General features: G+C 53.5%; 14 protein-coding genes. 12 read left to right on the top strand and 2 right to left on the bottom strand.

The window, feature by feature from the left end; genetic code table 11:
* Positions 1–13: 13 nt before the first annotated feature.
* The 12 genes from Mal52_RS13225 (at position 14) to Mal52_RS13175 (ending at position 17418) form a co-directional block, all read left to right on the top strand.
* A complete protein-coding gene (locus tag Mal52_RS13225; RefSeq protein WP_145376682.1) occupies positions 14–1084 on the top strand; it encodes a PIN domain-containing protein in 1071 nt (356 codons plus the stop codon).
* The gene (locus Mal52_RS13220; protein ID WP_145376681.1) at positions 1081–2565 is read left to right on the top strand and encodes a class I SAM-dependent DNA methyltransferase; all 1485 of its coding nucleotides are present in this window, start codon (positions 1081–1083) and stop codon (positions 2563–2565) included. The genes Mal52_RS13225 and Mal52_RS13220 overlap by 4 nt, the downstream gene beginning before the upstream one ends.
* A gap of 33 nt (positions 2566–2598) precedes the next feature.
* Positions 2599–3990, top strand: coding sequence for a winged helix-turn-helix domain-containing protein (locus Mal52_RS13215; protein WP_145376680.1), 1392 nt, complete (start codon positions 2599–2601; stop codon positions 3988–3990).
* A 309-nt stretch (positions 3991–4299) separates the two neighbouring features.
* Positions 4300–4497 (top strand): hypothetical protein, encoded by a 198-nt coding sequence (locus Mal52_RS29750; RefSeq protein ID WP_197534879.1) that lies wholly within the window; start codon positions 4300–4302, stop codon positions 4495–4497.
* Entirely contained in the window at positions 4479–4703 is a 225-nt protein-coding gene (locus Mal52_RS30495) for a DUF4372 domain-containing protein (protein ID WP_145376679.1), read from the top strand. The genes Mal52_RS29750 and Mal52_RS30495 overlap by 19 nt, the downstream gene beginning before the upstream one ends.
* Before the next feature lie 133 nt (positions 4704–4836).
* A complete protein-coding gene (locus Mal52_RS13205) occupies positions 4837–5451 on the top strand; it encodes an RNA polymerase sigma factor (protein WP_197534878.1) in 615 nt (204 codons plus the stop codon).
* Positions 5452–5643: 192 nt separating this feature from the next.
* Positions 5644–10128, top strand: coding sequence for a protein kinase domain-containing protein (locus Mal52_RS13200; RefSeq protein WP_145376677.1), 4485 nt, complete (start codon positions 5644–5646; stop codon positions 10126–10128).
* Positions 10129–10467: 339 nt separating this feature from the next.
* On the top strand, positions 10468–11118 hold the full coding sequence (locus Mal52_RS13195; protein WP_145376676.1) for a hypothetical protein: 651 nt from the start codon (positions 10468–10470) through the stop codon (positions 11116–11118).
* Positions 11119–11185: 67 nt separating this feature from the next.
* The gene (locus Mal52_RS13190; protein WP_197534877.1) at positions 11186–12505 is read left to right on the top strand and encodes a PEP-CTERM sorting domain-containing protein; all 1320 of its coding nucleotides are present in this window, start codon (positions 11186–11188) and stop codon (positions 12503–12505) included.
* 142 nt (positions 12506–12647) lie between these two features.
* Positions 12648–12923 carry a hypothetical protein gene (locus Mal52_RS13185; RefSeq protein ID WP_145376674.1) on the top strand — a complete coding sequence of 92 codons (276 nt, stop codon included), beginning with the start codon at positions 12648–12650 and terminating at the stop codon, positions 12921–12923.
* 60 nt (positions 12924–12983) lie between these two features.
* Complete coding sequence (locus tag Mal52_RS13180) at positions 12984–14831, top strand: retropepsin-like aspartic protease (protein WP_145376673.1); 1848 nt, start codon at positions 12984–12986, stop codon at positions 14829–14831.
* A gap of 67 nt (positions 14832–14898) precedes the next feature.
* Positions 14899–17418: an SUMF1/EgtB/PvdO family nonheme iron enzyme gene (locus tag Mal52_RS13175; RefSeq protein WP_145376672.1), complete on the top strand. Its 2520-nt coding sequence runs from the start codon at positions 14899–14901 to the stop codon at positions 17416–17418.
* A gap of 298 nt (positions 17419–17716) precedes the next feature.
* On the opposite strand, the gene Mal52_RS13170 is transcribed toward Mal52_RS13175, so the two are convergent.
* Both Mal52_RS13170 and Mal52_RS13165 read right to left on the bottom strand, forming a co-directional pair.
* Positions 17717–19471: a phosphate ABC transporter substrate-binding protein gene (locus Mal52_RS13170; RefSeq protein WP_197534876.1), complete on the bottom strand. Its 1755-nt coding sequence runs from the start codon at positions 19469–19471 to the stop codon at positions 17717–17719.
* A 68-nt stretch (positions 19472–19539) separates the two neighbouring features.
* A complete protein-coding gene (locus Mal52_RS13165; protein ID WP_145376671.1) occupies positions 19540–22095 on the bottom strand; it encodes an alpha/beta hydrolase fold domain-containing protein in 2556 nt (851 codons plus the stop codon).
* Positions 22096–22132: the final 37 nt, after the last annotated feature.

Here is a 22132-nt window from a genome sequence, read left to right as displayed (position 1 = left end):
AGAGAGTTTCCCCATGCGAATAGACGATGAACCGCTGATCGTATTCATAGATACGAGTGTATTCGAAAACGAAAATTTTGCCTTTGGTGGTGAATTGCTAACCGCGTTTGTGGAATCATGCAAGGACTCATCAATTGAGTTAGTCATGCCAGATGTCACTCACGACGAAATTTGCCGAAGAATTCGGAAGTCTGCGAAAACTGCGAATGCGGCAATTAACAAACTTAAAAAAGAGACCCGTTTTATCAAACACGATCGGGATTTGTGGAAGATAATTGAACCACGAAAATATTGCCAAGATCTTGGGGATCGAGTCGTTAGTGACTTTGATAAATTTGTTGAAAGGACCGAAGCTACGCCACTCGAATGCGATAACGTAAGACCGTCTCAAGTATTCTCAAAGTATTTCGCTATTGAACCCCCGTTTGCAATTGGCGACAAGGAAAAAGAATTTCCTGATGCGTTTGCGATTGAGACACTGCGGGCACTTTCAGAGGAACGTGCTAAAAAGATATGTGTCGTCAGTACGGACAAAGATTTCGAAAAGGCCTGTGGTCCGCATGACGAATTTATTTGTCTAACCGACATCGAATCGGCCATTGAGTTGTCTCTCCGTCCGGGAGAGATCATCAATTCGTGCCATGAATGGATAGCCGATAATATCGAACGAGCGATATTTGATCCCGCCCTTGAGGAGCTGAAGCGAATTCATTTTTCGTTGGACGCTCCTTCAGGATTAGTCAATTCGTTGGAAAATACGGATATGGAGTTGTATCACATTTCCGTCATAGAATTGACGGACGAACACGCCGTGGTTGTTGGTAAGATAACTGCCCTAGTCGAGCTTAACGTGAGTTATGCCGAAGAGGGTGAGCCATATTACGACTCGGATGATCGTCTCGTAATCCCATATGTGGATGTTCAACATGACATGAATATTCGTCTTGTTTTTGGCGTGCGAGTCGACCTCGAAGTTGGAATAAATGAAATTAAAGGGCTGCGCACAATATCATTCGACATGATTGATGAGTTAGAGATCACAAAAGACAACTACAACGAGTATGAGATTTATTCCTCGCAATGACCAACTCCCAACAAATCGTCAACAAAGCCTGGAACTTCGCCCACGTCCTTCGCGATGACGGGCTGTCGTATATGGCCTACACGGAGCAGATTACGTTTCTGCTGTTCCTGAAAATGGCCGACGAACAGACCAAGCCGCCGCATAACCGCAAGCCGATCGTGCCGGCCAAATTGGGCTGGCAAAGTCTGCTCAAGCGGGACGGCGATGAATTGGAGATCCACTATCGGCACGTCCTGGAAGAGTTGGGCCGACAGCCAGGGATGCTGGGGGAAATCTTCAAAAAGGCGCGGCCGGAAATCCAAAACCCGGCAACGCTCAAGCGGTTGATCGTGGATCTGATCGACGTCGAGAAATGGTCGTCGATGCAAGCGGACGTCAAAGGGGACATCTACGAAGGGCTGTTGGCCAAAAGCGCCGCCGAGTCCCCCAAGGGAGCAGGGCAATACTTCACGCCCCGCGAATTGATCAAGGCGATCACAGATGTCGTGCAACTGCAACCCGACGACACCGTCTGCGACCCGGCAGCGGGGACGGGCGGATTTCTGTTGTCCGCCCACGACTACATCGTTCGCCACTTCACCAAGGAACTGGACAAGGATCAAAAGAAGCACCTGCGGACGGCATTTGTGAAGGGCTGGGAACTGGTTCCCAACACCGCCCGGCTGTGCATCATGAACCTGTACCTGCACGGCATCAACGCCGATCCCTGCCCGATCAAGTCGGGGGTGGACTCCCTGGCGGGTGATCCAGGCGAACGGTTCAGCGTTGTGCTGACCAATCCCCCGTTCGGCAAAAAAAGCAGCATCGCCATCGTCAATGAAGAGGGGGACCTGGAAAAAGAAGACACCTCCTACGAACGCCAAGACTTCTGGACCTCAACAAAGAACAAACAACTCAATTTCCTGCAACACGTCAGGACGCTACTCAAAATCAACGGCCGCTGCGCGATCGTCGTACCGGACAACGTGTTGTTCGAAGGCGGCGCCGGCGAAACCGTCCGCCGCAACCTGCTGCAACAGTGCGACGTGCACACGTTGTTGCGACTGCCGACCGGAATTTTCTACGCGCAAGGCGTGAAGGCCAACGTGCTGTTCTTTGATGCCAAACCGGCTCAGGAGAAGGCCTGGACAAAAAAACTGTGGGTCTACGACCTGCGGACAAACATGCACTTCACACAAAAGACCAATCCGCTCAAGCGGGCGGACCTGGATGACTTCGTAAAGTGCTACAAACCCAAAAACCGCCACCGCCGCAAAGCGACCTGGAGCGAAGAGACCCCTGAAGGCCGCTGGCGGGCATACGACTACGATGAGTTAGCGAAGCGCGACAAATTCAACCTAGACATCTTCTGGCTCCGCGACAAAAGCCTGGAAGACTCCGACGACCTGCCGGAACCGGACGTGTTAGCGCAGGAAATCGCCGATGATTTGCAAACGGCGCTCGATCAGTTCACGGCGATTGCGGCGGAGTTGAAGGAGTGAGATGGGGCGTCCGCTAATCAGCAAGAATCAGTCATGCTTTCCAAACAACAACGCATCACGCTGGAAACGAGTCGGCGGCGGTTCGAGCACGCTGCCGTGGAACTTCCGGTGCTGGACTGTTGGTTGATCTTCGCCGACGCAGAGAATCGCGACCTATTTGAGAGTGCGTGCAAGCACACGGGCCGTCATGAACACGATCGATCGTCGATTACCGGTGACTTCTCAATCAGTGCCGGTTTTACCACGACTGGTCAATGGAACCGCGACGGTTTTAGGAAACTGATCGGCGTGATGCGCAGCGCCGGGGATGCAGTCCGCGAGTCTGGGTGGGGCAAAAAGTATTGGCCGCTTCAGCGCCCATGGGGTGACGGGTTCTACGACTGGCTAACGTTCCTGGCGGATCGGCAGTTCCAAGATGGGCAGTTAAATCTATGGATTCCGATTCGAGGGCCACAGAAAAACGTTGTCATGAACTGGGAATTGATGCGACTTGGAACCTACCCATCAGACCAATTGGAAGAGCACGGCGTTGATGTAGAGCGATTCAAATCGTGGAATGGGAATCCTCCAAACTTCATGGAGTTCAATCTCTGCGATGTTGTGACATTGTCAATTGCCGTATGCAGTGTGGTGCTCAATGAGGTAACTGCTCGGCCGACTCGAACGACCACCGAGCCGGGGGTGGATGTCTCACCAGACGCGAACAATGAAGAATCAATCGGTGACGAAACAGACGCTACCGGCACTGGCAACGATCCGGAGCCGTTCACGGGTGGTCAGATAGTGTTTTTTGAGGATCGCGTGGAGCTCTGCGGAGTGGTCATATTCAGCGAATCTATGTCGACCAAGAAATGGCGTGTCCTTAAGTTGCTCCGAGACATCCAATCCGATAAGGGTCGAGGTTACAGTGGGGCAAAACTCGCTGCAGAGTTGAAGTTGGCAGATGCTCGAAGTGCGGCAGGTTTAATCAGAGACATTCGAAAGCAGATCAAAAAGGCGCTGTTGGCGGATGCAAAAATTGACTGCAAGATTGATGATGTGATCGTTAGTGGTGGCCCAGGGTATCGCTTTTCACATAAACTAAGTGTCCAAGGGGCCGCCAAGAATGGCGAGACACCGTTACAGGATCACGAGACAGCACAATCCCTTCATGGTGATCCTGTTCGTGATACTGTAAATGGTCCTGTTGGTGATCCAGTATTACCGTCCGGTGATACTGTAGCGGTACGTCAAAACCGGATACTCCAGCTACTACAAAGCGGCCTTGAACTACGGGCGCCCGCCATCGCCGATGAATTAGGCTCTCCATTGCCAACAGTCAAACGCGACTTGAAATCGTTGAAAGGCGAGGGCAAGGTCGAATTTGTCGGAGCGCCCAAAACCGGTCATTATCGCCTGTGTTCACGGGTGGATTCCGGTAACTGATCAGGCGGGAATCTTAAGAATTCTTATAACGTCAACGAACCCAGCATGCGGCGCCAGTATAGCCTCGACGCAGACGTCGATCAACGGTTCAAACGAACGCCAGTCACCCCGACTTCTTCTAAATGATTGCTGAGCTTGGATTTAGCTACCTGTCGGGCGTTCCGGCAGTGCGGCAGTGAAGCCTGAAAGGCGGTACAGCGTACCGCTTTTCAAAGTTTTCACTTTCCGAGAAAGGCAGATCATGCTCAACCGCCGCAACCCCAAGCCGCCCAAGTACCGTCATCACAAAGCCAGAAACTTGGCCAAAGTGTGACCATCGACTGGGGCGACATCGATTTGGGGAAGTACAACAGCCCGGAATCGTGGCGGCAGTACGCCGAAGTCATTGCCGACTGGACGGCCGGCCACGCGGCTGACGAGATTGCAGCGGGACCACGATCTAACACAAACGCATCAGACATTTTTCATGTCGCTGTCAGTTTCTGTGCATGGCTTTCTCGCAATTGATTTTCTGCGATAGTCTGCGCGATATCGAAACGTATTTGCGGGCTATGCCCTCGAAGTTGTATCACGCTGGGTTTCGCAGTCGTGTGGCGCGAAGCCCATTGACTGATGCCAATCGGCGGCGCGACTTGGCCGAGTCGTTGATTTCCCGTGTGTTGATATCAGCTTACGGTCGACTCCTCCTTCTCTCTCCCCGGGGGGCTAAATAGTTTGATATGGTCTGAAATCGATTCGCAGATTAGAAAAAAGTTGATTTCAGCACGAATGTCCCGTTAGAGTACAAATTATATGCGGTCGTGTTGCGTTGACGATACAAGGCCATATGCATCTAAACGGGGCCCCATGAGTCATAATGAGCCTTATCGCTATCGCGACGAGTCGACGCGCAGCAGTCTTTTAAACGGGGCACGCGCCAATGATGCCGTTGCGTGGCAGCGACTGACAAAGCTGTATGGGCCGTTGATTTACTGCTGGTGCCGACGCCGGGGACTGCGGGATGAAGTCATCGAGGACATCGTTCAAGAAGTCTTGTTGTCCGTCTCAGGGGCACTGGTCCGCTTTCGTCGTGGTGCCAATCGCGGCAGCTTTCGAAGTTGGCTGCGGCGCATCACCGAAAACAAGATCCGCGACCACTTTCGCCGCTCTCAGCGCCAGCTCAATGCGCCGGGGGGGAGTGCAAACATTGCACAGCAATTAAATATTCCGGCAGAACATATTTCGAATGATACTGACTCGAATCCGCAGAGTGATGTTTCAGACGATGTCATGGCAGCCTTGGAGTCAGTGCGGGAAACAATTTCGGATCAGACTTGGCGAGCGTTTGTCTTGGTGACGTTTCGCGATTTCACACCGGCCGAAACTGCAGCGGAATTGGAAATGACCTGCAATGCCGTCCGACTCGCCAACGGGCGCGTTCGTCGTCGGCTTCGCGATATTTTGCCCGACGTGTTGCGATAGACGTTCCCATTTAAACATCGCGGGCGCAGCTATTGTATAAGCTTTTATCAGATATGATGTTGTGGCCGGTCTTTGTGGGGAGGGGGCACTGCAATTCTTGACCGGCGTGACGCGCTTGATCGTTCTACTGAATGGGGGATTGTTTCTCCAAACCCTTGACTGAACGTTAGAAGTCGTGCAAGAGGCATCCGCATGCTTGATCAATCGCAATCTTCCCACCAGGAGGATGAGTGTCCTTCCAACGCGGACATCAAAGCATTGCTGATCGGCGACTTATCTGGGGATGAGTTCGACCGGCTAGAAGCCCATGTGGGGCAATGCGCGGCATGTCAGGAACGTTTGGATTCGATCGGCGATGTCCCTGATCCAATGTTTGCGGCCATCCGAAAATTGGTGAGCCCTTCCGCCACCATCCTTGAGTTGGACGTCTGTGCCAATGTGCCCAACGAACTAGACTCTGAACAACTGACGTTGGGTGATTTTCGGATTGTGCGAGAACTGGGCCGCGGCGGGATGGGGGTTGTCTATGAGGCGGAGCAGCTGTCTCTGGGCCGTCGGGTTGCACTGAAAACCATGACCTTTGCCGGCACGCTTGATCCTCGGCAGTTGGTCCGCTTTGAAAATGAAGCTCATGCTGCGGCATTCTTAAACCACCCCAATATCATTCCTGTGTATTCGGTGGGGAGTGACCGGGGCGTTCATTATTTTGCGATGCGGCTCGTGGACGGTTTTGATCTGCGGACAGTCGTCCGAAAGGTCTTTAGCGGCGGCTTGGAGATTGATCCGCACGCGACCACCAAACGTGCCTCTATGGATACGCTCGACAATGAGAACAGCGTTGATTTCATTTCCCAAATACCAGAGAAGTCGGCGGACAACGAATCTGAGGCGACGAATACATCAGGCCTTCCGAATCCAAAGGTCCTGGCGGACTTCTCTGCAGGTGATGTTGCGACGGAGCAAGACTACCTGCGCTGGGTGGCCAAAATAATTATTCAAGCCGCTGAGGCATTGAACGCAGCCCACGAGCAAGGCGTTCTCCATCGCGATGTGAAACCATCGAATTTGATGTTGGAGAAGACCGGGCGGCTGTGGGTGACCGATTTCGGTTTGGCGCGACTTGAGACGGGTGCCGACATGACCGCCACAGGCGACGTCCTGGGGACGCTGCGCTATTCCAGCCCAGAACAGGCGCTTGGGAAAAGAGGCCTTGTTGATCATCGCAGCGACATTTATTCGCTGGGGGCTACTTTGTACGAACTGTTGACGGGTGTCCCGTTATTTCGTGATACAGACCATGAAGCCCTCAAGACAAACATTGCCCATGATGAACCGCTTGCGCCGCGGAAGATCAACCGGTCTATTCCCGTGGACTTGGAAACGATTGTGCTCAAGGCGATATCCAAAGACGCGGCAATGCGTTATGAAACGGCGCAGCAATTGGCGGATGATTTGCGGCGGTTTTTGGAAGGCATGACCATCGAGGCGTCACGACCTTCTGTCTGGAACCGAACAGTCAAATGGGTAAAACGAAACAAACCCTGGGCAGCGGCGATCTGCACGGTCATCGTAGCGATGGTCACGCTCATGGCGGGACTGGTTGTGCACGGTCGCTCGTTGTCGGATTTCAATCAGGAGTTGGAATCCACAAATGCCGAGCTAAAGCACGCACTGACCGAAGTCGAGAACAGACAAGAACAAGCAGCACAACTCGGCTACGCGGCAGACCTGCGATTGGCGGAAAAAGCATGGCGGGAGCACGATCCAACGCACGTGTATTCCCTGTTGAATCGCCATCTTCCGGTTGAAGGAAAACTCGACCGGCGCGGTCCCGAATGGTATTACCTCCAACAACAAGCATCCGGTCAGGAGATGACTGTCGCACAATATGAGACGCCGGCATATACGCTGGCATTTTCAGCCGACGGACATTGGATGGCTGCTAGCGGCGAAGATTCGGTCGTCCGCATATACGACACGACGACTATGACCGAGTCGGCCAGCTTCCCCACTGAACAAGGGGAAGTCAATGGAGTAACCTTTTCACCCGATGGAGCCACGTTGGGGTCGACCGGCGATAACGGGACGGTCCGACTCTGGGATCGGCAAAGGCTGCACCTCGATCGCGAGATTATTGCGCATCCGGACGAAGTGTACACCGTTCTCTTCACACCTGACGGCCAGCGGCTGATATCTTCAGGGAACGAACCGGTCATACGCGTCTGGGACGCAACAACGGGTGCAGCCCTCGGTACGCTGGAGGGGCACACGGGTAATGCCGGCGCGATCGCCATTTCGCACAGTGGCCAGCAATTGGCATCAGCAGGTCGCGATGGGACAGTTCGCCTTTGGGATCTGGATGCCATGAAAGAGATTCGTATCGTGAGGCATGTCGAAAGAGCCACGTTATCTTGCGTTGCGTTTTCAAACGATGATCGCTGGTTGGCATCGGGCGGTAGCGATCATCGAGTCAGTCTCAACGAAATCGAGTCAGGCAGATTGCTTTGTGTGGGTGAGCATCATGACAGTGTTCAGAGTGTGACATTTTCTCCCGAAAACCGACGGCTAGCCAGTTCTGATCGAGGTGGGAGCGTCCGAATCTGGACGTTACCCGGGCAACCACCGGAGAACGTCACGGAACTCAAGGCGGACAAAACATTTTCTGCACATGACGGCCGAGCGTATTGTTTGCAGTTCTCCCCGGACGGACGTCACTTAGCGTCCGCCGGAACGGATGGTGCCGTCAAATGGTGGGCCCCCGCACCAAGTTCATTGTGGCAAACCGTTTCCGGAAAGGGTGCTTATTCCAGGTGTATCGAGTTCACAGACGATGGCAAATTCTTAATAACGTGCATCGGCGAGGGAATTTATTTATGCGATCTGGAAACTCTGCAGACCACGGATTCGTGGGCGGATGAAACCCAAAGGTTTTATTGGATCTCTGCGTCGTCGACCAATCGGTTATGCGCGGTGGAGGATTCCCACACTGACGTGCGTTTGTATGACCTAGGTACGCGTCACATGATTGCACACAAGGATCTTGAGACTGACGCTGGTGTCAATGCGGGACTCTACTCCCCAGACGGTTCGATATTAGCCTTCCAACGAAGTCGCAATGGGACGGTGGCGTTGTTTGATGCGAATTCTTTGGACGAGATGACTCTTGACGAAACAATTGATTGGCACCAGCTAGTTTTCTCTCCCGATAGCAAATGGCTGGTTGTGAATTCAAACAACGACATCAAGTTTTGGGACATCGAAGCGGGAAAGTACGGTCGTTCGATTGTCCAGGCCCATGCTGAAGGAATTGGCTGCCTTGCGTTCAGCTTCGACGGTCGTTACCTAGCCACTGCTGGCCAGGATCGAAGTGTTCGGCTGTGGGATCCGCGTTCTGGAGAATTGCAACTCGATTTAACCGCCCACCGGGACGGCGTGGAGGCCCTGGCTTTTTCGCCGGATGGCAAGACGCTGCTTAGTGGCGATGCCTCGGGCACGATCATCGCTTGGCAGGTTTCTACCGGTCAGAAATTAGTCGAGTTTGAAACATTGCCAGCAGGTTGTGGATCCCTCGCCTTCTGTCCACGTGGCGACAGCATCGTTTGTCGACTCGTTGACGACCGCATATTTGTATTGAAGCTGCATCCTAGTCTACCAGCGCAAGGATTTCGCCCACCGGAACATCTTGATCCTAATGACTCGATTCCCGAAAACATACTCCCCTCTCCTGCGGCACCACCGGATTCCGTAGACGGGAAACAAGTGGTGCTGCAAAAATCCCTATCGCTCCCCCATCCCAGTCGGCCTCATGAGACATTTAAATTTCGGTTACTGGGCAATGGCAATCTCGAGTTGGCTATCCGGTCGCGAGACACTTACGGCGGTTGGACGCCCTGGCATTTCATCAATCAGGATCCCACGCCTTATGCTGGCGAGATCGGGCCTATCATTCACTTTGATGTCTGCGGACACCGATTCAGTGATACCGGGATGCGTTTGGAACTCTGTGCGGTGACACGAGACGGAAAAGTCTGGAAGACCCGCCTCAGTTATCCGGACTCGCCGTGGGAACCATTCCGCGAATTGGCGGAAGAGACGGGACACATCGGTCCAGTGGTTCGCGTCGCGTGTCACGATATCGATTGGGACAATGAATTGGAGGTAAACGTCACGACGCGAGCGGGGAAACAATATCATGCTCGGTCCGATCCCCACGGCTGGACGTCCTTTCGGTTGTTGTCCGACAATCCTTTGCCGATGTCCTTTACCCGCGAATTCGCCACGGACCACTTTCGACTGCTCAGCACAACGGTCCATGTCGCCCAATCGGGAGAGGTCACCGGCTCGACGCTCTTGGCGGCCGCAGCCAAGGATGCAGAAACAACTCCAGGGTTTATCGGCAACGTCCGTTTAGCAGCAATCGATGCTGGCGGCGCAGTACTGTTTCTCAGCCCTGAGCATACACAGCCATTGGCCGATGCGATTGATGGTCCGATCATGCAGCGGATACGTTTCACCTGGAAGGATCAAATCCCAGCCGATGCGCTCCAAGCAGCCCGTGGCTTCGTACTCGTGCAGTACATTGATCCTCTCGATGACGACGGTGTTCGCCGGCGGATCGCGGAGATTGTTGCCGAAGGTGTAGGAATCGAGTGGATTCCCCTTGGCGAATCGGACTGAGACGGCGATCTGCTGTGCGGGCGTCCGTGACACTCCTGAAAGATGGTTTTTCACAAAACCGTCCAATGTCCTCAAGTACCTTGCAAGACTAGGTTTGTGGACTATCCACGGATCGGCTTTATCGTATTTCCGGTCTGTCTTGTCCTCTAACTGAAGCCGGCGCGACGCGCGGTTTCGTTCTTACCTATAGGGGCAATGGCCGGATTCGGTGTACCCGATTATCCGCCTCAACGCGCTTTGCAGAAGGACGTCGTGGGAGATTTGCACTGCTGATTGCAGAACAGCAAGCCGGACGTGCAATTCTTGTCGAATTTTCTTCAGTTATTAGGAGAGCTGACGATGACGAATCATGTACGCAGCAGATTTGCCGTGGTGGCCACATTGACGGGATTCTTGGCGCTAACATCATCCACAGGCGACTGCTTACTCGCCGGTGAATTGATGCGATTCCACACCGGTGGCGAGGGGGTATTTGTGCCGGCCAACCTGGGGGTCGGTGATCCCGCGGAACACCCGACAATCATCGGTGACGGTTCGGGATTGGCGACGTACGATGGGACTCCGACTGGCAACGAGTTTCGCCTGGACGGCGAATTGGTCGGGGACGGCTGGGATCAGCATTTTGGAGCCGCGCAAAGCCGAACAGCGGGGATCGTCCGTGGAGACTTGGTGTTTTATCCGTACCGAACCGCTGCCAATCCGGACGGTTCGGGGCGCAAGATCCACATTATGGAATCCCGGGCGGGCGAAGTGTGGTTCAAGTATACCGGGTTCTTCACCCTTGACCCCAATGATGGCGAGGCTGGTACGTTGATCAGCCGTTCTGGCTTCAGAATTGTCGGCGGGACTGGACTGTTCGAAGACGCTCGGGGTTGGGTGTTTGTCAAAACCGAAACCAGTTTGGCCGATGTGTTTCCCGATGCTGATGGGAACTTGAATGCGCCGTTCCGCTACGACTTTGACGGGTTCATTGAGCTCGCCGATGACTGACTCTCCGTGAATTCCAAGTGTCCATGACTAGATGTTAATTCCTTTTCTAAACGACGAGGATAAGACCATGACAGCAAAGAGCTTTGGGATGGGCGCCGCCTGTCTTCTGACTTTGGTGTTGGCCTGTTCGCCGGCACATGCCAATTGGATCGACACGTTTGACGGCGGCTTCGACCAGCCTTGGATCTTCGGCAATAGCCCTACGTCCTCGACATTTTCCGCAGTCTCGGTTGGCAATGTCCTTCGGGTTGAAGACCCGACGCCCGTTTTCAGTGGTGGGTCGGCATTTGGCTTTGGGTATGTCAACGAAACATTTTCCAATGTCCGTGTATCGGGCAGCGTAAATCCCAATAATCTCAACAATGTCAACTCGGATCACACTTTGTTAGCACGGGCCAATCCGAGCGTACTTTCAGCTTATGCGTTGACATTGGACTATCGCAATGACGCCACTGGTAACCTGCAAGGTACCGTTGTCCTTTCACGCATTGATCCTGGGGCCGTTACCAATGAACTTGTCATCGAAAGCATCGGAGATAGCGACTCATTTTACCTTGAATTCGATGTGTTCGGATCAACTTTGACAGGACGCGTCTACGACCAACCAGGCGGAACGCTTTTGAAAACGGTTTCTGCATCAGACAGTGCCTTTGCAAGTGGCGTCTCTGGAGTTGCCGCCAGTGCGGATTTCTTTGATGAACCTCTCCTTGCAGAGTTCGACAACGTCGCATCATCGGTCATCTCCGCCGCACATTTTGACGTGACTATTCAACCCAGCGCAGATTCGAACGACGTCGTCTGGACCGTGAAATGGGATTCCTTGAATGGCATCCCGGCAGACGACTTTGACAGTTACCCCTGGGATGCTATGGACCCGGCCACGGGTGATCTTTTCGCGACCGCCCCTTGGGGAAACGCCGTGAGGGAGCTCTATTTTGACAGTATTGGCGACCCATTCGGGCCTGCCTACTCCAGTGGAGCCAATCGGGGGTTTGGCGATGGCATTGGTAACGTGATCAGCGATCCATTTGGATGGGGCGTTGGCCCGGACTACGACTCAGGTGTTTCGAATAATGACGACCTATTCATTTTCAACACGCTATTGGACTCAGCGGCTCCCTTTCCGACTAGTGGAGAGTTCGTTTTGACGGTCCCTGGCGCGAACTTGAGTCATTACAACCTCGGCACTTACACGAACAACCCGTTCGTCACTGTTACCGTGACAGATACGCCCTATATCGCTCCCGTCCCCGAACCCAGCACCTTCGCGCTGCTCGGTCTCGGCAGCTTTTTGCTGATCGGTTATGGCTGGCGCAACAAGCGTTGCATGAATCAACGTGATAGGCAAAGCCGCACTTTCAACTCTCCAAGAAGTGATCGACCGTAGATTCCTTTTAATGTTCGCCTCAAATATCTCTCTAGTATCTACGATGGCAAAGTACTCACGAATCGGACTTTGCGCGGCAGTCACATTAATGGGACTCGTGGTGCAGATTGTGTGCGCGGAGGGTTCGTTGAGGGCCGGAGAATTGAAGCGATGTCAGACCGGCGGCGCGACGGACGTCGCCAAGGCCCAAAAGGTTGTGGATAACTATTGTGCCGAGCTGTTAAAGGCGCGGCGGTACTTCGATCAGTCGATTGAAGCCGCGATGAACTTAGGGGCGCGGTATGACTTGGCCCGCGCTCAGTTGGACTCGGCGCTGGCGTTTTCGGAATTGGAAGACCGGCGGCAACTGGGGGAGCAATTGCTGGGCGAACTGGGGGCGGTGGTTCCGGAAATTGAACGGGAGCAGTTTCCATGGTAAGTTGGCGCATTGACACATCGGACTGCTCTCCCGGTTGGTGGTTTAACAAGGAGATTGGTGATGGCGGCGGGTAACGCACAGAATCGTCCCCAGGGAGATCGTCAGGAGTCCAACGCTTATGAATTGTGGTTGGGAATTCCCGTAGGTGAGCAGCCTCCCAACTTTTATCGGTTACTCGAACTGACGCCTCTGGAATCCGATCCGGCCCTCATCGGACAGGCGGTGAAACGCTGCGTGAGTCTCGTTGAACCTCATCTTGATGGCCGCAATGATCGTGCCGCCAAGAAACTGCTGAAGCAGATCGATCAGGTGCGGCAAACTCTGCTGAGTGCGCCGGATAAGACACGCTATGACGACAAGCTCCGCGCGAAACTAAGCGGCAGTTCGGATGCATTGTCTTCTGCATCAGCGGAGCGGTTGATTCTCAATATTGGACGCGATGATTTGAACAAAGCGCGTTGGCTGCCGGAGCAACTCCTGGCGCTTATCGCCGTCAGTGCATTGGGAATTCTCGCCGTCAGCGTCGCGATGGTTATTTTTCTGTCCGCGAATGAAGATGAGACCGTTGCCGAGAATCGACCGCCGCGGACCGATCCCTCGAATAAGCTTCCGAAATCGGGGACAGCCCCACGGGAACCCGGTGGAAGTGAATCGTCAATTGATGTGCCGGAAATACCGCTAGATGGGCCAGTTGTTCCCCATCCGCCAGCCCCTCCTGCAGAGAAGAGAACGCCCATAACTGATGTTGTTCAAGATTCTAAAACGGAAAACGGGCAAACTGGCGACCCCACGGTAAGTGAACCTAATCAATCGTTCAGTGAGCCCGTTCTTAGAACGCCTGCAACGATATCGGGCATGAAATATCCTTCCCGCTTTAAAAACGTCGTCTCGACTATCGTTCTTAAGCCGCAGGAAGTCTTGGCCGAACGTGGCGTAGAGGTCATCGATGATCGGTTAGTGCTGCGCGAAGAAATCGAACTTAAGACTTTGATGGATGCGATGGGTGAGTTGGAGGACGAGATGAACAGAGCGCAGAAAGCCCAAAAGAGCCTCAGCGGGAAGATCGGCAGTGTGGATAAAACAATCCAACGGCTTACCGGCCAGATGATGAGATTAAATGTGCAGATGCGAAAGCTCCCTCCCAAGGCGGTGCTGCAAAATAATCAAATTGTGGCCGAGATGAACAGCGTAAGCGGCAAACGCGATCTTAAAATCAAAGACAAAATAGACCTCGAAGCCAACCTTGATACGGCCCGCGCAAAAGAAGTCCAGGCACGAGGGGCTTACATCGAGCAGATTTTGAAGATGAATCATTTGGCCGAGAAAATTGATGCGAAATATCGACAGCTCATCGATGACCCAGAAGTGCAGAGTTCAGTGGCTGCGTTAAATCAAAAACTTGGCGACGACCGGAAAGCTGCATTGGAGCGATCCTCGGAACTGGAAGAGCAATTGGCACGAGTCGCAACCTTAGCAGCTTCCGTGCTATCCGAAGTCATTCCGATTCGACGGACGCGGGGCAATAGTCTGTATGTTGAAGCGACTTTAAACGGAAAAAACACGATATCCATGGTGCTTGATTCGGGAGCGAGTCTGGTTTGCTTGCCGCACAAAGTGGCGGTCGCCGTTGGCGTGCACACGAAAGACACAGACCAGAAAATATTAATTCAAATTGCCAATGGCGAAACAATCAAAGGGACAGCAGTGGTCATTCCAACCATGCGTGTCGGGAAATTCACGATAAGGAATGTGGAAGCTGTGATCATTGGCCCCGAAGCCCCAAACACTCCCACTTTGTTAGGGATGAGTTTTCTGCGTCATTTTCAATTCAAAATTGATCCGGCTGCGAATGCGTTGAAATTGATTAGCATCAGCTCGCAAACTCACGAAGCGAAGAAGAATAACTGATGACGACTGTGTGTTGGGATTCTTTTTCCACTGAAAAATGGCCAGACAAGAACAGGACTGAGGTGCCATGGCAATTTCTTTCCGTTGTCCCCATTGTGGTAACAGTCATATTTTTTCCGACGACCTGATCGGCAAGCGGCTTCGTTGCCAGAGTTGTCAGCAATTCGCGACGCTCACGACCGATGGTTCTGATGTGGAAACCTCAACGTCAACCGGTCGCTTGCCTGTGATGTCACGCATCAATCGGTGGCATGTCCTGGCCGCTGGATCAGCGATGATGGCTTGCTTGCTCATTGCGTTCGTGATGTTTCGTGCAGGGCGCGAGAGTAATTCGCCCAGCGTAGCAACAAACCAGAGCCCGGCCCCCATTCCCGACGCCCCACCGGAAATGCCTAATCAACCACACGCCCCTATCGACACAGCGCCAACTGATGAGTCCGCCAATTCAGAAGTTGTCGCGAATCATGATGAAGGGTCGGATGAGGACTTACCGAATCCTGAAGAAATACCCATCAATCCCAACCTTGCGCCGCCCGAACGGATTACAAACTCAATTGGAATGGAACTGGCGCTCATCCCTGCAGGTGATTTTCAAATGGGGTCACCCACAACGGAGAGCAAGCGCGATGAAGATGAACTTTTACATAAAGTCACGCTGAGCGAATCCTATTACATGGGGATTTATGAGGTCACGCAAGAAGAATACCGAACGGTTTTGAAGCGGAGTCCGAGTTACTTTTCCTTTCAGGGAGATGGACGGAACAAACTCAAGCGAGACAAGCTAAAGACGGAAGACACCGACCGATTTCCCGTGGAGTGGGTTTCGCGCGCGGAGGCTATGGAATTCTGTTCCAAACTGTCTCACAACCCGGAAGAGCGTGCGGCAGAACGTATGTATCGCCTTCCGACTGAGGCTGAATGGGAACGCGCCTGTCGGGGGGGACAAGAAAGCCGACCATTTAGCTCAGGAGAATCGTTATCCTCCGCCGAAGCGAATATTAATGGAAATTTTCCCTACGGGGGTGGCACTGTTGGACCTTATTTGCAGAGAACGGTCAAGGTCGGCTCGTATCGTCCAAACCAGTTCGGTCTGTACGACATGGACGGCAATGTCTCGGAGTGGTGTCACGACCAATACGACGCATCGTATTACCGCTATGGGACTGAACAGGACCCCCAAGGTCCAACGCACGACATTAAAGTCTATGTCTGTCGGGGTGGGGCGTGGTGCTTTGGAGCGACCAGTTCACGATCTGCATACCGAAATTACCGCCCGCACTTACGAGCAGACAAGAATCGCGCATTCCACTGTAATTACATTGGATTTCGTGTAGTCTGCGCCGTTCCGATTGCCTTCCGGGAACCAATATTTGGTCTCGGAAATAAAGATGTCCCCAGTCTTGATGAGTTGTTGCAGAAATCCAATGAGTTGGAGCAGGATGGCGATTTCCAAGGTGCTGTGCAACATGTTTCACGGTACTTAAAACTATTCCCGAACCAGCGGGAAGTCGTTATTCGACAGGCTGAGCTTGAACAACGGTGGGCCGAATCGCTCGAAGGGACTGGAAACGTTGAAAGGGCTGCAGAGCATACGGCCTTGGCAGGTCGAGCCATCGACAAGTTCGTGGCAACGTTCGAGGACTTGTCTGAGTCCGAACGAACGACGCTACGAGCGACGTTATTCTGGCTCGCGCGCGATTCGGCAATAAACGGCGATTCAAAACAGATGCGCACCAGACTCAAATTGTTATTCGGCGCGACCTATGCCGCCATTGAGCCGATTGCCACTGAAACAATTCGTCAGGTTTTGCGATCCAGCCCTGGGTTCCCGGATTTTGATGCGCAAATCTACCAGGCCGCCCTGACACATCTGGAACAACGCGCCCACGACCAGATTCAGAACTTTGAAGGGTTCGAATTTGACTTTCAATTAACAGATTTAGACGGCAATCGGGTCAATCTCGACGACCAACAGGGCAAAGTCATCATTGTCGAATTTTGGGGGACTTGGTGCCCAGACTGTCGCGACGTTGTGCCACACCTGGTCGGCCTGAAACAAGACTATAAACAAAAAGACTTTGAGATTATCGGGATCAACTATGAACGCATGGCGCCGGATGAAAGCCATAGCTCGGTCGTAGAATTTCATGACAAATCGCAGCTCAACTATATTTGCCTGATTGGGGACGGGAATGATGAAGTGCGCAACCAAGTCCCTGGCTTGAGTGAGTATCCAACACGATTGTTTGTGGATCGGAACGGTAAGGTGCGAATGCGAGTTACCGGCTATCAGTCGCGTCTTGAGATAGAATCGTTCGTGAAGGCTTTGCTCGATGAGAAGCAGGGAAATGCCGTGAACGCAACTGAGCCAATCGAACCAATTCCTCAACCACAGGCCAATCCGGCCCTCCAACGGAAAGCGGCAAAAAAACTCCAATTGGCAAAACAACTGAAGTCCCGTCAGAAGCTTGGAATATACAAGGATTGGTTGTTGGAAATCGTAGACGAGTATCCAAATACAAAAGCGGCTGCAGAAGCGACTGAATTATTGGAAGACATCAAAACCCGCGGTGTCCAAAAACAATGAGGAACGGATCTTGAACGCCCCAAGAAGGGCCACAAGCATCAGCTTCGATTTTATGGTGGTGGGGGTTCGAGCCAAATACACATGGCGAGCACAGATGGTTTAATACCGTCTCCCAGAATTTCACGCAGTTCGTTTGTGTTGTTCTCGGGCGGTGGTGCGGTGCAAGGTCAACGGGCTGGAATTTTCTCACATCACGTGGCAGCACTTAAAGGGGGCAGGTCACAGTCTTGACTCCACAGATCAAAGTTTTAGCCGCTGACAGTCGTCCTGACGTATGGAGTGATTTCAGTACCGGTGGTTACTCAATCTCGTCTGTAATCGGAAGCTGCTTGAACAGGACGCACCAGTTCCACAAGGGATAGGCCTGTCCGGCGCGGGTGCCGTACTCTGAGTCGGCGAAGCGGTAGATTGCTTTTTCTGGATCAGAATCCCTCAGGTTTCCGTAAGAGAAAGACCGCATTGTGGTGAGCGTTTGCCCGACAGAAAAAGCTGTGTTGTTGCGGAGTTCGCGGTCCTCGAAGCGGAGCAGGGTGACTCCGTCTTTTGAGTTGACATGGCGAATCGGTGCCCGCGCATAGGCATCGCCGGATAGCATGTTTGAGACGTAGAACGCACCTGCGGCGAGCAATGGTTTCAATTGTTGGCCGATGTTTCCGTCAATCAGAAGTTCGGTGGTTGCTTGGCCTGCAACTGTCGGGCCCTTTCGGATATCGGTAATTTTCCCGATTTGACCGGCATATGGCAGTCCGTAACTCAACGTGTAGTCTGTATCGCCTTTCATGGGAGCTGCTAGCTGAATCCGAATGCGCGTGGGGGATTCGACTTTAACATCTGCGATCCCTAAGACGGCACGGGCGGAGTCTCGGATTTGGAACCCATAGAGTGAATGGAATCCGTCGGCCAGAGGATATTCTTCGCGAGGAAGAAAAGTCTGATCCAAGACCAGGGGAGGGCGGGGCACCTGAAATTCGACCCAGACATTGGTCCGGTCCGAGGCAATCCACGCTTTTCTCGGGCGCAGGGGTTGCCAGGCTTCTCCTTCAACCAGAACGCGATGCATCACTTTGGCGACCTGCTCGCCGTACCATCGTTCGCCATCCGCCGACATATGAATGGGATCACCGTACCTGTCTGCGTAGCGACTGTTGACGGCGCTGGGAATCATGTAGTGCGGTCCAACCATGGTGATATGGGCGTCGCGATCTGCGGCCAACATTTGAGCTTCGCCCGCCGGTCCCTGAGTTTGGTACGTGAACATCGGGATCTCACGAACCTGCCCTGTGATCAACTGCAGATCGTGAGACCATTGTTTTCGATAGTCAATTAGGCGATCGCGGTACCATTTCTGTCCGTGGGGGCGTTTTAGTTCCTGGTCCCAGCGACTGGGATTGATCCCGCCGGTGGGTCCCCCATTGGCTTCTCCCTGCATCCAGATCAATGCAGCAATCGAAAACGTTTTGCCCATCGCTTCCGCCTGACTCCGAGCGCGGCGTGCATCGTCGAGACTGGTTTTGTAGTAACCGCCGCCATGCTGTCGATTTTTAGGAGTCCGCGCATCATTTGACTGATCAACGCTGGAGAGCTCATCGATCAAGCGTCCTCCCTGTCCGGCATAAGTCACAAGAAAGTGAGGACCCTGCGTGGGCTTCTCTGTGCCGCTTGGGGGCGTTGCGATCAGCAGAGACTTCAAATGATCGGCCATTCCATTGGCAATCGTTTCCCCCAATCCACCGGACTGCGTTGCTGCCAGCGGAACGAAACGAAACTGGTCGCCGGGCCGTTTCTCCGGTTCCAAACAATGCTGACGCACGGCCCAGGTGCGGACTCCGCGCTGAAACATCAAGTTGCCCCAACCAGAATCAGTCGGCGTCACGATTGGCAGAGACTCGGCCCCTTCACACAATGATTGCCCCATCATCCACAAGCCAACGATGTCCTGTTCTAAAGTCGAACGAACAGCGGTCGGTGTTTGTTTCTGTTGCTGCGGTTCGTCACAGATACCGATGCTCGACAGAAGGGCCAAAAGTCCTGTGATTCGGAAAATATGTCTCATGCTCGTCGCTACCCTTGCTGCGTAAAACCTACCGATATTGAGTCAGCCCCGCCGAGAACGATCCGACGTTATTGGTTCGACTGTATCTGCTGCATGAGAAATTCCTGCATCGTATCGTGGCCGGTTTTTCCATCGTTCTTGTAACGCAGTTCGACCTTGCCTCCCAGTCGCTCTAGCTTTTGTTGCAGCATCAGTCCGGACACAGCGGAGTGCGTGGGGTCGGATTGTCTTTCGCCGGCAACGGGGACTTTGTCCTGAGTGGGAAACTCCATGAACAGTGGCGGATCATTTTCACTGGCATGTTCGATGGGTGAATAAAGCTGGATCTGCGAGAGGATCGAATCGCGGGCTGCCAAGAAGGGTGCGAATGACTCTGGGCGCGACGGACCGGAGAACCCGAATGCTCGACCGCCGTACTCGGAGTTCGGAATCCATTCGACCAGTTGCCGGGGGTCGAGTGAGGTTTGCGGTGCCTTGCCGGCAGCACAAAATAGACGAGTCGATTCCCGGGCGATCGGATCGTCACTCTGCGGTTTGGCCATGTCGTCGTGCAGAGCCAGCCACAGCGACGAACATCCACCCGCGCTGACTCCGCAGGCCGCAATTCGCTGTTTGTCAATGTTCCAATGATCGGCCTGGGAACGGACGAACTGCAAAGCCCGCGCAGCGTCTTCCAACGGCCATTGCACCGGTGGCTTCACATCCGCCGCATTGGCATCCTGAAGTAGACGGTAGTTCACCGAGGCGACCGAGATCCCCGCGTCCAATAACTTGCGCACATCCAGGTGTTGATGAATATCTGTCTTGTCCTGTGCGGCCCAGCCGCCACCGTGCAGATAGAACACAAGGGGCGTGGGTGTCTTCGATTCGGCCAGCCAGACATCCATGGATTGCCGAAAGTGTTCGCCATACGAAAGGTCGGTGAAGTTGGCCGGAGTGGCATCGGCGGTTGCCGTGGCCAATTGTTTCTGCACCGCGGCGGGCGGCATCCAGCCTGTGCGACGAACTTCATCTGGAGTGTAAGAACAGGTGATGACGTAGAGTTCCGTCTGACGAGCCTTGGCCGGAGGCACATTCACGTGAACCTGGGTAAATCCATCGGCGAACCAGCTTTCATAACCATCCGTGGGGCTTTCCTGCAGGACCTGCCCGTTGAGTTGCACCTGAAGCTGAGTCGGTTTGCGATAGGGAAGTCGCAGGCGGAAGCTGACGCCGTTTTCGAACGAGACATCGTCCTCCTTCTTGGCTTCCATCAATCGGGCACTCGGAATTTCCATCGCCAATTTCAGTTCCGGCCCGGCATCGATGAACTTTCTGATGTTTTGCGCCTTCTCACCAAACAGATCGTGCAGGTTAATCTGTAGTTCGCGAAGTCCGTCAGCTGCAACGGCGCGCTTTGCTGCTGCGGTCGTTGCACAAATCAGGCTTTCACGACCAATCGTCTGAGGATACATGAACCCGAGGGCCAGATTGCTTTGCTTTGACCACAGCTCCACACGGCTTTTGCGGCGTTCGCTGGCGGTGTTCCCGTAGGCTGTGACAAAGTGTCCGACGAAATGTTTCATACGATTGACAGGATAGCTGGGCTGTCTTTCGTCGTTCCAGACTTGATTGCCGATGCGAAATAGTCCTTTGGTGCGTTCGACGATGCTTTGTTCCCAAGCTACTTCTTGCGTCGCGATCATGGTGTGGTATTTGGCGTATGAATAATGTTGTGTATAGAACTTGGGCATGCCATGCCACAGTTTCTTTCCCAGTGGCGCCAGTTCATTTCCCCAGAAAGTGCGTTGTGCATCTGCTTCAAATCGATCCGAAGGAAAACCGGCTGCTTTGCCCGCTTCGATCATCGCTTCGGTCACCCGCCAATCCCAAGGACGCAGTGCATAATTGGAATAGGCGCTGCCGGTGATCTCGGTCATGATCTGGCCCTGGTACATGCGACGCGTGCCCAGCTCATCCGGACCATATTCCTGAAGTCCGACTCCATGAAAGTCGACATGAACCTCCGGCTGATATTCGTCGACAACAGATAGCACAGCCATGACTTCGGGAGCTTCTTCCGGCCGGCGAAACGTGAGGTTTTTCACATCCCAAGCCTTGCCGTCACGATCCATTCCCACATAGGGCTCGACACCGTTCTCATTGCGCCAGCGATCCGTGTAAAACAGAGCCAGCGGATTCACCACAGGCATGATGAGCACAATCTGCCGGCGGCGAGTCTCTGCTGCCAACGGGTCGTCGCTTAGCATCCAGTCGACCAGTGACAATGCTCCGGACGACCCCGACCGTTCGGGTCCGCAATGCAACGTGGTGATCAAACAGATCTGCTTGTCTGTATCGGGTACTGAGGAATCGGTGATCTTCAGCAAATAGACCGGCATGTTCTGACCGCTGATGCCGCGCGACTGCAGCGTCACCCAACTTGGGTGCGTTTTCTTCCAATACCGCAAAGTCGCTTCATATTCCGCCCAGGTCAGGCGATGCATCGGCTCATGCGACTGCGGTTTTGGTTTCGGCTGTGCCTGAACGGTCGCCGATGCAGTGAAACAACTGGCCAGACATAGGCTACCCAGCAACAGCCAACGGGCAAATCGAGTTGTTTCTGTGGAGTCGCAGATGATCATGTTCGGGCTGCCTCTATATTTACGAAGTTCGATGTTC

The organism is Symmachiella dynata (assembly GCF_007747995.1).
GTDB lineage: Bacteria > Planctomycetota > Planctomycetia > Planctomycetales > Planctomycetaceae > Symmachiella > Symmachiella dynata.
The sequence above is the reverse complement of the archived record's forward strand: the minus strand, read 5'-3'. Positions and strand labels throughout refer to the sequence as shown.